The sequence below is a fragment of the Marinagarivorans algicola genome, assembly GCF_001292705.1.
Classification (GTDB): domain Bacteria; phylum Pseudomonadota; class Gammaproteobacteria; order Pseudomonadales; family Cellvibrionaceae; genus Marinagarivorans; species Marinagarivorans algicola.
Map to the genome: position 1 here is coordinate 15,543 of NZ_LGAK01000008.1, position 15,937 is coordinate 31,479.

Genomic DNA, 15,937 nt, shown 5'->3' on the forward strand with positions numbered 1-15,937 from the left:
CACTCGATAAAAGTTATAATGCACCAATTAAAGCAATAAGACTGATAACTTGTATAATATCGCGCATGCTCTCACGGCTGCGATACAGTATTCCCTCGCGTCGACTGGGTACAAAAATGGTATCACCGGCACGCAAAACGGGTAACTTATTAAAGTCTGCTGTGCGGTAGAATTTTTTAAGATTAAATACCTTGGCTTGATCTTTACAACACGATAAATTGACCACTGTAATTTTCTTAAGATATGCCTCTGTGGAGGTGCCTCCGGCTTCTGCGAGTAAATCCAGTATCGTCATGGTGTCATCAAATCGATAACGTCCAGGTTTATTGACTGCACCTAATACACGAATAGTGGCTTCTTTTGGTGTGTGAAGCCATAGTCGTTTTTGTGCAGGTACATAAATTGTATCGCCAGGCTTAACGTCGGGTAATAAATGTTCATCACCGGTTTCAAAATATAAATGCAAATTGAGGGAGCTGACAGTGGGTTTAGATTTATTGCGATGACTAATTCGGATGCCGGAAATATCTGCTTTATCGGTGGGCCCGTCAGCGGCAGCTAGAATATCTAAAAAATGCATAGCCTGTGTAAATCGATAGCGCCCAGGAGCGCCTACTTGGCCAAAAATATAAATAGAATCATTGGAGGACTGACGTACCCATTGGCTTTTATTGTCAGAAGGGTCTTGAGGTAAATCATGAATGCGTACTGTGCTACCAGCTAGTATTTGAGGTAATTTATCGTCACCTAAACCCTGTTCTATAAAGGTATCCAAATTAAACGCAAGTTTCTTTGGGGGCATGCCCTTTTGAGGGATAACTACTTCAATACGTGTTGTATCTGCTCGAGAGGTTGGCCCGCCTGCATGTGCTAACAAATCAAGTAGAGACATTTCATTTGACCATTCAATACGACCAGGGCGTACAACTTCGCCGATAACTCTAACAGCTCGGCTGGGAGCTACTTTCAGCCATGATTTTGAGTTCATATCGGTTTTTTCTGGAACAAAAATAGCATCGCCAGGTAATACGACAGGCATACCTTGCTCTCCTGTTGCTTCGGTAAAGGCCGATAAGTCAAAAGGAATAACACTACCATCGGCGCGTATTAATCGAATTTGTCGACTTTCGGCATAGCGTGTTGGACCGCCTGCATTGGCTAAAATGTCTAAAAAAGTGGCACCTGGCTTTCCTTCATAAGCACCTGGTTTGAAGACTTCCCCCATGATATAAACCATATTAGCGCCTGATTTAATTTCCTCTTCTTGAATGGGGATGAAGATTGTTGTATTGGGTGTTATAGTCGGCAGCGTACTGCTGTCACCAGTATCCAGGTATGCTTTCAAATTAAATAGCTGGGGGGCACCATTACTAATGACTCGTATTTGCTCGACTGAGGCATAGCGAGTCACGCCGCCGGCGCGCATTAAATAGTCGACTAATGTGGCGCCATCATTAAAAGTAAAGCTACCCGGACTAATCACTTCACCAAAAATCTTAATTGCTTTTAAACTATCGGCAGCATCACCGCTATTGGAGTGAGTGCTCGGATCAAAAGCGACTTCTATATTTCCCGTTTTAGGGCTTGCAGGCACAAAAATTTCATCAAGTGAATTTAGTGTTGGTAAAATACTTCTATCGCCAGTATCTAAATATTTTTTATAATTAAAAATAATCGTTTTATCTTGACTACGCAGTTGAATTTGATCTAGTTGGGCTCCTATGCGTAAGTTGCCAGCCATAGCAAATGCTTTTTGAATATCGGCACCACTCGGTAATAATATTTCACCAGGGTCATTCACATAGCCCGATATCTTAATAAGTCTTTGTTGTTTATTAATACCAACTTTAAGGTTGGTTAAATTTCTAAAGGCACTTGATAGTTTTTGACTAATGAATTCTTGAAGCTTTTGCTCGCTTAAGCCAATAATTTTAACTGGACCTATTTCAGGCAAGAGTATGGTGCCATCACGTGACACCTCAAAATTTCTTGTTAAAGATTGTTCTCCGGACAGCTCCAAAAAAATTTCATCGCCTACACCAATATACTTTATGCTTTCTGAGGAAGGGCGAGTGTTTTGATCCGTTTGTGCGTGAGTGTTATTGGCGTAGAGAAAAAACACGGCTATAATTATGGCGCGCAAAAAATAAATAACATGCAAATAAAAAAATACTCTCAGTGGTTGTACATGCATACACATCATTAGTGCTGAACCGTAATGGCCGAGCTATCAGCGTTGGCGAGTGTTATGTCGACACGTCGATTAACTAATCTATGCTCAGCACTTTTATTATGACTATAAGGTTGGCTTGCTGCAAACGCTATTACTTTCAATCGGTTCAATGCAATACCCATAGTGTGTAAAAATTGAGCGACTGCTTGTGCGCGTTCTAAAGCTAAATTTTTATTATATTGTTCATCGCCAATATTATCGGTATGACCATTAATGATAAGATTAATCTGCGGTTGTTGATTTAACAATTGGCTTGCTTTTGCTAATCGAGCAGCATATTTTGGATTAAGCGCGCTAGAGTTGGTGGCGAATTGATTGTCTGTATTGAGCAATTTTAGTAAGTGCTGATTTTTTTCTTTTGACTTTTTAGCTGCTGCCTCCATTTGGTCTGCCCCTAATAGTGGTTTTATACACCGTGCCGTATTAAGGTGGCCTGAAGGGTTGATGGTATTCACTTGCTGACGCAAAAGGTCTAACTCAAAATGCTGGATTTGAATATTTAAACTGGCGTCATATATGAGTCCACCGGCTAATTCGCGCTCTATACGGTTTTGGCGCAACTGGGCATTATGCACTGCCGCAGGAAAGCACATTTTAGCGCCTTGCAAGATGAGAGTGTCCAGCGTGTTACGGCATAGATGTGTATCTATACGTAAGCCTTGGGAAGCCGAAACGGTAGCGTTATGCTTTTGCTGGGCATGTTGATGCGAGTCGCGAGTGATCAAGCTGTATTGCTTGTTATATGAAGGGTTGTGCGGGTGATGAGTGCTATCGTAGATATGATGCTGATCGGTGCCATTATAATATAAATGTCCAGTATATTGCTCAGTAAGTTGGCGATTTATATCGTGATTTTTCGTACCCACCTCAATAGGATGACTATATGCTAAACCAGGCACTTGATTGCTATTGATTGTAATTGTTTGATAGGGGGCTGCATTGTGTTCGGCAAAGCCGCCAGCCCCTTCGCTGGGCCAGCTAGAGCAGGCGCTCAGTATAAGCCCACTGACTATGCAGGCAATGCCTGCTTGAGTGTATTTGAAAAGGTAGATATTCATATATCGAGCCCTTGACTATCTTCGTCCCCCCACTCGATAGTAATGGCTTGGTTAACGCGTAATAATTTCATGAGCTCGGCGGGCTGACCATGTACGCCTAGTAAGGTGAGTTGTGTGTTATTCGCCTTAAGGCGTTTAAATAAATAGACTAATGCACCTATACCGGAAGAATCTAAAAAACCTACTTGCTGCATGTTAATATGCACATGTTCGTAATGGCAATCCACGCATAAGGATTCAATTTTCTCGCGCGCTTCTTGAGCGCCTTCGGCATCAAAGTCGCCAGTCATTGTAATGCAGCAAGTCTGCTCTTCATTATCGTCGCTTTTGATCAAGCTGCTATCTAGTTTCATAGTATCCTCATATCTGTCATAAAATCAGTAACGGTAAAGATTGCTAAAGGCATATCATAATTCTAGATGACAATTGCGGACATTTTTAAAAAATATTAATGTCACTGGTACTATTTATTGACAAATTTTTGTCGCCTATAGAAATGTTGAAAGGGGCGCCAATACAACAGTGGTTGGGCCGGTTAAGTGACCTGCGGCTTTGCATTTCCAGTATTATAAAAAAATAAGGTAATAGTGTTAGCGAAGATGTATTTATATGACGCTGCGGTATCGACGACTAAACAGCATAGCTAACAAGCATAAGTAATGTGTGCATATTTGATGTGATAGCAAGAGTTAACTGCTAATGAATAATGCCAAAAAATATCATTTTTTCATAAATTATTATAATAACTGTCATATCAAAGAGCTAAGGTAGCTTTTTTACTGTGGCAATTAGAGGCTATATGAAATCATTAAAGTTAGTGATAGGGTGTTGCGGTGTGATTTTTCTGTTGGGAGCGTGCAGTGGTAGTGATGGTAAAGTTAAGGTTGTTGAAGTTGAGAAAGAAGTTGTAGTCGTACAGCAGATTAAGCAAGTCGAAAAGGTTGAAGTGCCTGTGATTTTCCCTGTTCCTGCAGGGTCAGTTAATCATAGTCAGGTGACTACACGGCCTTATTTTCTTGTTGAAGGTTTAGATGATGGTGAACTTAAAAAACGCTTGCAAGCCTGCTCAGAAGGGCCTTTTTACAAAACGGACTTTTCGATTGCCCATCGTGGCGCACCTTTGCAATACCCTGAGCATACAAAGGAATCTTATGAAGCAGCAGTTAGAATGGGTGCCGGTATCGTTGAATGTGACGTTACATTCACACAAGACAAGGAGTTAGTTTGTCGTCATTCACAATGTGACTTACATACAACGACTAATATACTGGCTACTGATTTGGCAGCTAAGTGCACAACCCCTTTTGTGCCTGCAAATATCGAGAGCCAAACTCCTGCTCAAGCAAAATGCTGTACTAGTGATATTACGTTAGCTGAATTTAAGTCCTTGAAGGGCAAAATGGATGCGTCCGATCCTATGGCGACATCAGTTGCACAATACCTCAAAGGTACGCCCAGTTGGCGTACAGACTTGTATGCTAGTCAGGGAACTTTACTGACACATGCGCAAAGTATTCAACTGTTTCAGTCGTTAGGCGTGAAAATGACGCCAGAGCTTAAGTCACCCAATGTGGATATGCCCTTTGATGGCTTTACTCAAGCTGATTATGCTCAAAAAATGATCGATGAATATAAGGCGGCTAATATTCCTCCTAGCCATGTGTGGCCACAATCATTTAATTTAAAAGATGTGACCTACTGGCTGGAAAGCGAACCGGAATTTGCGAAGCAAGCAGTGTACTTAGATGGTCGTTATGATGATCCTACTTTTGATATAGCGAATGAGAAGACATGGCAACCTAGTATGCAAGCGCTCTTGGATGCTGGCGTTAAAATTATAGCGCCACCACTATGGATGTTAGTGACGGAAGGTGCTGATGAACAAATTGTACCCTCAAAGTATGCATTAGCGGCAAAAGAGGCTGGCTTAGATATGATTGCATGGACGCTGGAGCGATCCGGCCCTTTAGCGGGCGGTGGAGATTGGTATTATCAATCTATTGCGGATATAACAGACAAAGACAGTGACCAACTAAAATTACTGCATGTGTTAGCTGAGGATGTCGGTGTTATTGGTGTGTTCTCGGATTGGCCAGGTACGACAACATACTACGCCAGCTGTATGGGTTTTGCTGCAAGTATTTAAGACCCATGGTATTCAGGTTTACCGTATAAGCTTACATCATGCAGGCTCATAGTATCAATAAAAAGCACTGACAGCTTTTGTCGGTGCTTTTTATTGGTGGCCTCATATGATTAAGTATTATCGAGCGCGATGCTATTGGCCTCTGCCCATAATCATAACTTCTATAGTTTTGAACATTATCCATAAGTCCATACGTAACCATGTTTTGACACTATGTAAAGCTAACGCGTAACCATGATCGTAACCGACTTTACTGCGTACATCTTCGATGCATGTATCATAACCCTGATGAACCTGAGCTAGGCCTGTAATTCCAGGCATAACACCGAAAGTGCGTTCAGAAAAAAAAGGAATAGCTTTTTCAAGTTTACCATAAAAATCGGGCCGTTCTGGACGAGGACCAACAATCGACATATCACCGCGAATCACATTAAACAGTTGTGGCAGCTCGTCTAATCGTGTTTTTCGTAAAAATCGGCCCATGGCAGTAATGCGCGCATCATTTTTAGTCGCGAGCGTTGCACCTGTTGATTTTTCAGCATCTTGTACCATGCTGCGAAATTTATACATGGTAAAAAATTGCATTTTTGTTGGTGTACTCAAACCAATACGCACTTGGCTAAATAGGATAGGCCCTTTGGACTCTAGTTTGATGGCAAGTGCAATTATAGGTAATAAAGGAGATAAAATAATAAGCGCAGCACTGGCAATTACGAGATCAAAGACGCGTTTGGCTTTTGCTGTTGTTGGGTCCAATGAAATACAATCGTTATTCTTTTTATTTGATGTATAGGCTTTATGATTAATGGATTGACGATGGCGACCTAACATTGAATCAAAAAGATAACCTGTACTTCCAATGCAGCTATAATAATGCCCTTTTATTAAATAACCTAGTGGCATGAATGAATTAAAATGACGAGGGAATAAAATGCTCAGTATGCCGAGGCTATATGCGAATATTTGACAGTTCAAAAAAAGATTAAAGATAAAGCTAATAGGTGCAAGCAGTGCCGACCCTAAAAAGGCAATAATCATTAAGTGAGGCATGAATACGCGTAATGTTTTTCCAGAAGCAAACATAAATGCAACGTTACGATATTTTGGATTAAGTAAATTCCGTAATCTAAATAGTTGCTGAATATTGCCTGCAGCAATGCGCACTCTACGGCTAGCTTCTTGATTATGACTTGTTTTTTCTAATTCTAGTGCGTTAATGTTAGGTTCCATTATGGCTTGATAGCCTAAGCCAACAATTTGCATAGGAATAATAAAATCGTCATTGATTGTATCGTAAGCCAAAGGTTTAAATAAATCGGCTCTTATCATATAAAAAGCACCATGCGCGCCTTGCACTGCCCCCATTGCTGATTCGGCTAGTTGCTGTTTACACTGGTGTTGCCAATATGTGTTTTCACCGCTGTTAGCTGGATTAAGTAAATGGTAAAAACCGGTGACCACACCAACAGGTTTTTCGGTTGTATTGGATGCTGCCGCATCACTTGAATCTACCTTTGACAAGGTGAAATGTCTTGCGCAGATATGTAAAGAATCGCAGGAAATTAAAGCAGAGACATCACTAAAAGCAATAAGGTCTGCCTGTATTTTTTTAACGGTTTCATTGATTCTAGCAATTTTCCCGCAATTTTCGGAATGGTTAATGAGCTGTATATTTAGTGTGTCGAAGATACTATCTTTTAATGTTTCTTCAATGATTGCTAAAGTATTATCTGTACAGCCATCAAGAACAATATAAATATCGAGTAATTTTTCAGGGTAATCTAGGCTAATACAATTATACAGTTTATCTCTAATTGCCTTTTCTTCATTAAATGCCGGTATGATCATAGCAATTTTTAATGTGGCAGGTGAAAAATTAATATGAGCGTCGTTAGCGGCTATTTTAGTGCTTTTCTTATTGGCTATGCGCTGCAATAAAAAGGGATAAAAAGCATGATGGTAAAGTACCAAAAAAATACTCAATAGCGTGAGAACGCCGAGCATATTGAGTATAAAAATATTTTTATATATACTAAAATCCAGTAGCAGGTCGTATTGCATATAGCAAACCCTCGAATAAATATGAATGATGAGTCAGTGATTAAGGCTCTAGCAATTTTTGGTAAGCCATCGCCATTGCCTCAATAGAGAAGTTTTTACAAATATAATCTCGAGGTGTATAGCTTGGTATGGTGGCGTCTAAAGGTGAAAATTCGAGCTTTTGCGCGTTATCCATATTGTTGTCATTGAGGGCATGAGTCGGCGAGTGTTTTTTTTGTAAGCAAGTACGCTGATCATAATGCTGTTGGATGGCGGTGGCTAACGCGGATTTATCAGCTGCAGCAACGGCCACACCACTTGCTGGGCATAGAGTTTCAGTTGCACCGCCAACACGAGTGACAATTGCTGGGATATTACAAGCTTGCGCCTCTAATGGAGCAAGAGGAAAACCTTCATTAAGCGACGGCAAACAAAACACATCTAGCATAGGATAAAATTTGTGGGCTTGATCTGTTTGGCCTAGAAAATGAACGCGATCAGCAATGTTTAATGTGTCACAAAGGATGCGAAGTTGTGTCGCGCAGCGACCATCTCCAGCAATTGCAAGATGAACATTATCGTTGAGTAGCGCCATAGCTTGGATAAGGTATTCGTGACCTTTGACACTTTCAAGGCGGCCTGCAGCACCCACTAATAAGCAGTCTCGGTCCAGTCCCCAGTAACTACGTAGCTTTTGTTTATCCTTGAGAGATTTTGCAGGCTGAAAGCGTTTTGTGTCAACGCCATTGTAAATGACTTGACTACTGGCGCCGGTATGATTCAGTACTTGCTTGGCAACTTCTTGAGCATCAGCTACTAAGGTTGGGCCTAAAAAATAATTTAAGCAGCGCTGAATCCCAGAATGCTTCGCGTTTTGCAAATGCCATCCATCATGCTCAGTATGGATGTGATTTTTTATGCCAGCGGCAGAACCGGCTAAACCGCCATATATAAATGGACCAATGTGATGTGTATGAATAGTTGAAATATGATGATCTTTGAGTTGCGACTTTAGATTTTTGATCGTGCTGATAGAAAATTTATCAGGTTTATCCATAAAAATTAACTGATCAGCATAAGATGCCAGTCTAGGCCAGACCTTGATGGCATGCTCTTTATTTCCTTCTAGACTAATAATCATATTTTTATGATAATCCCTATCATTAATCATGTTATCTAAAGGTGCTTTTTGCTTATCAAGTTGGTCAAGTAGCGTTAAAGCTAATGACTCAATGCCACCAGGCTGTAAGTGTTGAACAATTTGTGCCGTGCTCATAAAACACCTTTCCTAAATTTAAAATGCCATTTGCAAAATAAAATAACGTGTTATGTCGATCTATAGGTATAGCAATTATGAGGCCATATATTTCGAAAGTAATTTTATTGTAGGCTAATATGATCAAGTGGTGGAATCTGTACTAAAAAATCTTGTGTTGTGAGTGATGTAATTTGGTCTGAGCGACGGATAGTGCTATCTGTTACTTCCCCGATAAGTGCAATACCTAATCCCAATGCTAAGCCCCCAAAAACCCCTGCAATGATAAAAATAATGACCGGTGGATTTGTTGGGCGTGTTGGAGTGTAGGGTTTATCGATGATTTTAACTCTATCTTGGCTTTCAAATGAGCTGAGTGAGCCCGTTATTTTTGCCATTTGATAGCGCTTGAGTAAATCGCTGTGTAAGCTGCGCTTAACTGAAATATCCCTAATAACATTGCCTAGCTCTTGCTCTCGGCTTCCCATGTCTTTGAGTTTGGCTTCGAGGTCAGTAATATTTTTTTCTAAATATTGGGTCTGTTCTCGCAAATGTGCGACTTCACCTTGATTTTTTTGTAGCTCTTGTAGTTGTGTCATTAATAAGGTGAGTTCACCACTATCAGTACTTATGTAATTATTTGCCATTACCCATAAGCTTTTTATATTATTAATATCATCGGTCGATTCAATAATTTTCTTTCGTTCTTCTTCAAGCTGCTTTAATGTAAAGATTAATGATTTAATTTGGCTATGCTCTTCAGTATATCGAGTTCTTTTGGCGCTAAGTTCGCTTTTGGTGTGTATTATTTTATCTTCAATACCACTAATAATAGGATTGGTTGAGGATAATTGTTTGGCTAAGCTGCCTAATCGTTTTTCTTCTCCAGCTAGTTTTGAACTAGCTTCTGCATAGTCTTTTTTAAGTTGTTCTAGTCGTGCAATATGTGCAGTTCTGTGTTCAGGTAATTCATTAGGGTAAGTGTTTTTAAAGTGTGCAAGCTGCTGCTCTGCTTTTTTTAATTCAGTTAGATTTTTTTCTATTTCACGGTTTAAAAAATCAGCTGATCCAGTTATTGAGGATCTTTCTGGTGTGAGTAGAGCATCTACAAAATAGCGACTGACAATATCCAAGGTTCTTTTCATGTGTGCAGGTTGGCTATCTTTTAATTCAAGCTGATAAACATCCTTGCTAATTACGCGCATTTTTAGTTTTCCCGATAGCTTACCAATGGCAATATCTTTTTGCTCTGCTGTTGTATCGGGTGTGATTAATTCCAGTTCTTCTGCAACGGCAGTTAAAATGTGTCGGCTATGCAGTAGTGTATTGAGTGACCCTATGCGCTCTTCTAGTAAAGGAGAGACTGAGAAATCCTCTAAAAAGGGGTTCATTTTTGCTGTTTCTTGAATGAGCATTGAGGTGTGTGAAGCATAATTTTTAGGCATCTTGGAGCCAATAATATAACCAACTAGTGGTAATATTAAAATTGGGAGTGCAATAGTGTAACGGTATCGCCATACAATACCGAGCAACCAAATTGTTCGCTGCCATATGTCCATTATAGTTGATCCATCCATAGTTTTATTTCTTGGCTGCGTGCTTGCCAGCTATGGTTTTTGACTAGTAACCTCTGTTTTTTCTGTAATGCTATTTTTTGTGAATGACTCAATGCACTAATTGCATTAAGATGCTGACTAAACTGTTCTGGAGTATGAGCAATATTAATAATATTTTTATATTCATCAATTGCAGGGAAGTCGGTCGAAATGATAGATGAGCCTGCGGCTAAATATTCACGTAGCTTTAAAGGATTGCAGTGGTTAATTTGATCGCAATGCCTAAAAGGCAATAATGATGCTTGCCAATACTGGCTGTATTGTGGCAGTTGTTGGTGCTCTTTGGGGCCTAAATAATAAACATTGCTCTGCTTGGATAAAGACAAAAATTGAGTGGAGGCCTCAGTTTCTATATGACCTATAAAAACAAAATTCCAATCTTGATGGCGCGCAATGACTGTGTTCAATAATGAAAAATCTAGCCAGCTAGCAATGCTGCCATAAAAGCCTGCCGTGGGTTTATTGTTGTTGGGTAGGTCAGGCGCCATGCTTGCCACTTGACTAAAGCATAGATAGTCGACGCCGTGCGGTAAAATTTTTGGTGCTTTGTGTGTGTCTGAGCTCGCTAATCGTAAACTTAAATTTTGAGCAAGTTGTTGTTGGCTGGCGATCACTAAATCGGCACGGTTCAGTAATTCTTTTTCGTGTATAGCAACCGTCTCATGGTCAACACCCGCTAGGCTGGTAAAATCGTCACAGCAATAGTAAATAATTTTCTTGTGCGCGAGATATTTGATTGCATCAATGGCCGTAGGTAAACTGGCCCAAATAATGGGCTGCTGAGCGCCAAGCTTATTTAATGCATGCTGTATTTGCCGGGCCATCAATTGACCGCATAGTTTGCGCATTAAGTGGCTTTTAGGTGCGGGAAAGGTTTTTAGGTTGAGTAGGGCGCTGGGCTTAATAGGCGAGTTTATTGTAGGTGCAGAAATTGATTCGCTACTTGGCATGAACTGGCGAAGCTTGCAGAGTATGCGTTGCATATCTTGTTTGTTGAGGCGAGGTTGTCTCAGTCCAATAGAGTTGATCCACACGACATGGTATTGTGCGCATAGTGGTTTGATGAGATGTCGAGTGCTACTGGGCAGACCGTGCCAATCTTCACCAAACACAAGTAAGGTCTCACGAGGTGTTTGCTGAACTGTACTACGACTAATATCGGCTTTTTTCACGCGCTTAGAGCCCCATGAATGAGAGGGTTGAGTGTGTATGCTACGTAATTGGTGAATTTATGCGGTAACATTATTGTCGCGTTCCTGCGTTAGCTCGGCCAATGTCAGTTTGCGGATCACGCGTGCCGGATTGCCTGCAGCAATGACGTTTTGAGGTAGGTTTTTAGTAACTATGCTACCAGTACCGACGATTGTATTGCGGCCAATGGTGACTCCTGCAAGCACTGTGCAGCCTGTCCCTAGCCAAACATTATCTTCGAGTATTATGTCGCCCACTTGGTTTTGCGTGTCTGGCTTGCCTTGTGCGCGATCCCAAGGGTTGATGGGATGCCCTGGGTAACCGGCCAAAAAGCATCGCCCAGCAATTCTCGTGTTGTCGCCAATAATAATCTTTTTTCCTACAGCAATAGTGGTTTGCCAGCTGATACCTACGTTATTTCCAATAATAAGTTCTGCATTGATAGGCGCTGATTGCGCGATGTTTTCTTGATAGCGACCGGTAAATGTCGTTTGTCCTGATATTCGGCAATGCTCCCCTACCGTTATACTTAGCGGGCCGCTGATATAAGGCATGCCAGTGTATAAGTAAAGACGCTTTGGTACCGTGACAAGTTTTGTTTTAAACAGTGGGGTCCACCATAATTGCCGTAATAGTTCTGTTGTTATCGTGCTGACGCCCTTAAATAGAGGGGCGATTAGAAAGTAGGGGGTTATTGGTACCGGAAGACCTCTTGAAAGGCAGTACTTTAAGCCACGTAAGCTATATGTTGCTATAGGATTTGAGCTATGTTTAAGCCAGTATTTTAAGTGATAGACAGCATTCATTAATAGCCTCTTAATATAATGTAAATAATATATATAATTTTTTACGTAAAAAGTTATAAGCCATTATTGGATTAACAAATTTATTATCAGGCCATATTTATTACCTATACTTACATTGTAGATGTATTTTATGTCGCCATCGGCTTCATGATCTAACGATTTAAAAGGTATGTAATTTATCGCCGAAAGCGCATAAGGCAGTAGAATATCTTTTTGGCGCTGTAATCACCTTTCTAAAAATAATACTGTTATAAGTTTCTATACTGGTTAGTCATTGCGATTCTAAGTGTTCATTAATAATAGATATGGATGGATGTAATAAGCGTGAATGTTGATAATACGATAGGTAATAATGGCGAACACTTAGGTGACAACGATATGTTGTCAAGTCTAGACGCAGGAGCCGTTGAAACGGCAGGCGTATCAACAGTATTATTTGTCGATGATGAACCTCCAGTATTAAATGCTATGCGACGATTTTCTCGTGGGAAATCATGGCAAGTGATAACAGCAAATAATGGTCATGAGGCATTGAAGCTATTTGCGGACAATAAAATTGATATTGTAGTTTCCGATATGCGTATGCCTGAAATGAACGGTGATGTCCTTTTGGCAAAAATTAAACAACAATATCCGCATGCAATCCGTATATTGTTGACCGGCCATGCTGATCTTAAATCATTAGAAAATGCGATCAATTACGCCGGCATTTATAATTATATTAATAAACCATGGGATGATAATATGCTGGCCGAAGTGATTAATGGGGCCATTCGTTTTCAGGGGGCAGAGCGTGAGAGGAAGCGTCTTGAAGATTTGACACGCAAGCAAAATAGGCAGTTAGGTCGTCTAGCATTAAGCCTTGATAAAACAGTGAAGGAGCGAACTATAGAAATTGAGCAAGCGCTTACGTTATTGAAAATGACACATGAACGCTCTAAAAAAAGTTTTAATGATGCATTGGGAGTAGTTACACATTTGTTGGATTGGACAGAAGGGCGGGCTAATAATCATTGCCGTTTTGTTTCGGAGTTTTCAGATAAAGTTGCTAGATCGCTTGATTTAAGTGATGATGATATCGAGCTAACTCAGCAAGCTGGATTGTTACATGATATTGGGTTGATGGCTCTGCCAGAAGCGCTGAGGAAAAAACCAGTTTATGATATGAGTCCTGAAGAGCTAGAGAGCTACCAGCAGCATCCACTAGTAGCAGAAATGGTATTGGCAGCGGCGCCGGGTTTAGAAAATGTGGCTAAAGTTGTTAAGCAACACCATGAGCGATTGGATGGGTCAGGATTTCCTGAAGGGTTGTATGCGAAAGATATATTAAAAGTTTCGAGGATTATTACGGTCGTTGCCGAGTATCATGATTTGTATCATGGCTTATTAATTCCTCAGTGTTTGGGTCAAAATGATGCAAAGAAATATATTAAAAAGCAAGCTGGCTTTGCCTATGATCCACATATCGTCGAAGCTTTTTTTGCTATTATTAATGAGCAAGATGCCCAAAAAATAGAGCGCTTTAAGGCCTCTGTTGCTCAATTGAAAGTCGGTATGTTACTGGATGAAGATTTACATGCAGCCAATCAATTATTATTGCTAACTCAAGGCACTATTATTACACAAAATATTATTGACCGCTTGTTAAGTTATCAGCATAAATTTAAATGTAAATTTGAATTGATGGTTAAAGAAAGCGAATAGTTATTCCGTTAATTATAATTTAACATTCATGACTTAGCAGTTAGATCGTTAAAAATAATTATACTGTTGCCCTGCTCAAGCTTATGTGTCTGAAGTCTAATTTTTCTATCGTTACGGACATACGTTTTAATTTTTACTTTTGATAGGTTTAGCGTCAAAGAAATAATGATTAATGTTCTTAATAATTTTTTCGATTTTCTAAATATTTGAAAAGTGCTGGCTATGCGAGTCTATACTATGCGTAAATTTTTATAGCATTTACGCGCTACTCAGTAGCAGTGGTAGGTGAAACTTATCTTTTACAATAGATATAATGAAAAATTATTGTAGTTGATTTTGATGGCATAGGAGAGTTTATGAAAGGCGCTGTTTTTATTGCACTTAATGATTTTATAGAAAGCCAGTTTGGTATTGCTCATTGGGAGGCAATATTAGCTGCAGCGGATACTGATTCTGGTGGTATTTATACTTCAGTTGCTAATTATGATGATGCTGAAATGTTTAAATTAGTTGGCGCACTTTGTGAGCAGCTTAATGTCAGTCGAGAGCAAGCACTAAAATTATTTGGCATTTATCTTTTTGGTGTGTTAAATAAAAAGCATCCAATATTTACAACCTTACAGCCCGATTTTTTTAAGTTTTTAGCCAGTGTCGATGATATTGTTCATGTTGAGGTTCGAAAACTATTTGAGGGGGTTTACTTACCTGTTATTAGCGCGGTCGAACAATCTGACAATAAAATATTGCTGCGTTATGAGTCTAAGCGGCAAATGTGTGAATTAGCAGAGGGGCTTATTCAGGGGGCTGCAGAATTTTATCACTTAGTCATAAAGATAACACAGCATAAGTGCTATCATAAAGGTCACGATCACTGTCTAATAGAGGTGGAGAAGATTGGCGAATGTTGATTATAAAGCCGCGTATGAGCGTCAAAAAAAAGCGAGAGAGATAGCAGAGGATTTGCTGGAAAATCGTTCACGTGAGCTATATGAAGCCAATAAATCATTGCAATATGCGTACAATAAGCTAAAAGGCCAAAAAGAGAAGATAGTCCATCAAGAAAAACTGGCTTCTTTGGGTCAGCTTTGTGCGGGCTTAGCGCATGAAATTAATAACCCTGCAGGCTATATTAAAAGTAATTTGAATACACTGAGAAATTATAGCGAAGAGCTCACTGTTTTTTTTAAAGCATTAGATGATATTTTGAGTGCGCATAAAATCGATAATATTCAAGTGCCTATTGTAGAATTAATCGAAATTATTCAAACACTGCGAAAGGATTGTGAGGTTAATTATTTACTCGATGATATCAAGAGTATAGCCAGTGAGAGTCGAGAGGGTATTTCACGTATTGAAAGTATAGTAAAAGGGCTAAGAGATTTTTCTCGTCCGGATGAAGCAGAGCCAGATATATTAGATGTTGTCCAATGCATTGAAAATACATTGAGTTTGGTTAAAATGCAAATTAAAGACAAGCTTTATGTGTGTTATGATTACGCTGATCCACTTTATGTTAAAGGTCAGCAAGGAAGTTTATCGCAAGTTTTTTTAAATTTAATTATCAATGCTTTACATGCCGTGGGCGATAATGGAAGGCTTATTATCAAGGCTAAAAAAGAAACAGAATTTGCCGTTATATCGTTTATTGATAACGGGTGTGGTATGGGTAGCGATGTATGCGAAAAAATTTTTGAACCTTTTTTCACGACTAAAAAAAACGGTCAGGGTACAGGTTTAGGTTTATCCATTTCACACGGTATAATTAAGACTCATGGTGGTTTACTGAGTGTAGAAAGTGTAGAGGGGCAAGGTACTTGCTTTATTGTTAAGTTACCATTATCGGAAGCTGATGATTAAAACTTTTGATTTAAATAAATTATAGACCACC

Annotated in this window: 12 protein-coding genes; 4 read left to right on the top strand and 8 right to left on the bottom strand. The window is 39.7% G+C overall.

Annotated features, from left to right (window positions below; all coding sequences use genetic code 11):
- Positions 1-13 precede the first annotated feature (13 nt).
- From AC438_RS03255 to AC438_RS03265, 3 genes are all read right to left on the bottom strand, one after another.
- Positions 14-2,122 carry an SLBB domain-containing protein gene (locus AC438_RS03255; protein ID WP_202904700.1) on the bottom strand — a complete coding sequence of 703 codons (2,109 nt, stop codon included), beginning with the start codon at positions 2,120-2,122 and terminating at the stop codon, positions 14-16.
- An 80-nt stretch (positions 2,123-2,202) separates the two neighbouring features.
- The gene (locus tag AC438_RS03260) at positions 2,203-3,291 is read right to left on the bottom strand and encodes an OmpA family protein (RefSeq protein ID WP_053979847.1); all 1,089 of its coding nucleotides are present in this window, start codon (positions 3,289-3,291) and stop codon (positions 2,203-2,205) included.
- The gene (locus AC438_RS03265; protein WP_053979848.1) at positions 3,288-3,644 is read right to left on the bottom strand and encodes an STAS domain-containing protein; all 357 of its coding nucleotides are present in this window, start codon (positions 3,642-3,644) and stop codon (positions 3,288-3,290) included. Before AC438_RS03265 ends, AC438_RS03260 begins: the two co-directional genes overlap by 4 nt.
- A 446-nt stretch (positions 3,645-4,090) precedes the next feature.
- Between AC438_RS03265 and AC438_RS03270 the strand changes: the two genes are divergently transcribed.
- The gene (locus tag AC438_RS03270; RefSeq protein ID WP_053979849.1) at positions 4,091-5,437 is read left to right on the top strand and encodes a glycerophosphodiester phosphodiesterase family protein; all 1,347 of its coding nucleotides are present in this window, start codon (positions 4,091-4,093) and stop codon (positions 5,435-5,437) included.
- Between the two features lie 132 nt (positions 5,438-5,569).
- Here the strand turns inward: AC438_RS03270 and AC438_RS03275 are convergent, their stop codons facing one another.
- From AC438_RS03275 to AC438_RS17315, 5 genes are all read right to left on the bottom strand, one after another.
- Positions 5,570-7,285: a sugar transferase gene (locus AC438_RS03275; RefSeq protein ID WP_162230688.1), complete on the bottom strand. Its 1,716-nt coding sequence runs from the start codon at positions 7,283-7,285 to the stop codon at positions 5,570-5,572.
- Positions 7,286-7,538: 253 nt separating this feature from the next.
- Entirely contained in the window at positions 7,539-8,753 is a 1,215-nt protein-coding gene (locus AC438_RS03280; protein WP_053979851.1) for a glycosyltransferase, read from the bottom strand.
- A 104-nt stretch (positions 8,754-8,857) separates the two neighbouring features.
- On the bottom strand, positions 8,858-10,177 hold the full coding sequence (locus AC438_RS03285) for a GumC family protein (protein ID WP_162230689.1): 1,320 nt from the start codon (positions 10,175-10,177) through the stop codon (positions 8,858-8,860).
- A gap of 113 nt (positions 10,178-10,290) precedes the next feature.
- Positions 10,291-11,520 carry a glycosyltransferase family protein gene (locus AC438_RS03290; protein WP_053979853.1) on the bottom strand — a complete coding sequence of 410 codons (1,230 nt, stop codon included), beginning with the start codon at positions 11,518-11,520 and terminating at the stop codon, positions 10,291-10,293.
- A 57-nt stretch (positions 11,521-11,577) separates the two neighbouring features.
- Entirely contained in the window at positions 11,578-12,093 is a 516-nt protein-coding gene (locus AC438_RS17315; RefSeq protein ID WP_202904701.1) for an acyltransferase, read from the bottom strand.
- A gap of 576 nt (positions 12,094-12,669) precedes the next feature.
- On the opposite strand from AC438_RS17315, the gene nosR reads away from it, so the two are divergent.
- From nosR to AC438_RS03310, 3 genes are all read left to right on the top strand, one after another.
- On the top strand, positions 12,670-14,049 hold the full coding sequence (nosR, locus tag AC438_RS03300) for a response regulator c-di-GMP phosphodiesterase, NosR family (protein ID WP_162230690.1): 1,380 nt from the start codon (positions 12,670-12,672) through the stop codon (positions 14,047-14,049).
- Between the two features lie 356 nt (positions 14,050-14,405).
- Positions 14,406-14,957 (top strand): heme NO-binding domain-containing protein, encoded by a 552-nt coding sequence (locus AC438_RS03305; protein WP_053979856.1) that lies wholly within the window; start codon positions 14,406-14,408, stop codon positions 14,955-14,957.
- On the top strand, positions 14,944-15,906 hold the full coding sequence (locus tag AC438_RS03310; RefSeq protein WP_053979857.1) for a sensor histidine kinase: 963 nt from the start codon (positions 14,944-14,946) through the stop codon (positions 15,904-15,906). Before AC438_RS03305 ends, AC438_RS03310 begins: the two co-directional genes overlap by 14 nt.
- Positions 15,907-15,937: the final 31 nt, after the last annotated feature.

Bases quoted from the DNA above. Each gene is read 5' to 3' on its own strand.
- AC438_RS03260 (WP_053979847.1), bottom strand. From the start codon at position 3,291: ATGAATATCTACCTTTTCAAATACACTCAAGCAGGCATTGCCTGCATA.
- AC438_RS03265 (WP_053979848.1), bottom strand. From the start codon at position 3,644: ATGAAACTAGATAGCAGCTTGATCAAAAGCGACGATAATGAAGAGCAG.
- AC438_RS03270 (WP_053979849.1), top strand. From the start codon at position 4,091: ATGAAATCATTAAAGTTAGTGATAGGGTGTTGCGGTGTGATTTTTCTG.
- AC438_RS03275 (WP_162230688.1), bottom strand. From the start codon at position 7,285: ATGATCATACCGGCATTTAATGAAGAAAAGGCAATTAGAGATAAACTG.
- AC438_RS03280 (WP_053979851.1), bottom strand. From the start codon at position 8,753: ATGAGCACGGCACAAATTGTTCAACACTTACAGCCTGGTGGCATTGAG.
- AC438_RS03285 (WP_162230689.1), bottom strand. From the start codon at position 10,177: ATGCCTAAAAATTATGCTTCACACACCTCAATGCTCATTCAAGAAACA.
- AC438_RS17315 (WP_202904701.1), bottom strand. From the start codon at position 12,093: ATGCCTTATATCAGCGGCCCGCTAAGTATAACGGTAGGGGAGCATTGC.
- AC438_RS03305 (WP_053979856.1), top strand. From the start codon at position 14,406: ATGAAAGGCGCTGTTTTTATTGCACTTAATGATTTTATAGAAAGCCAG.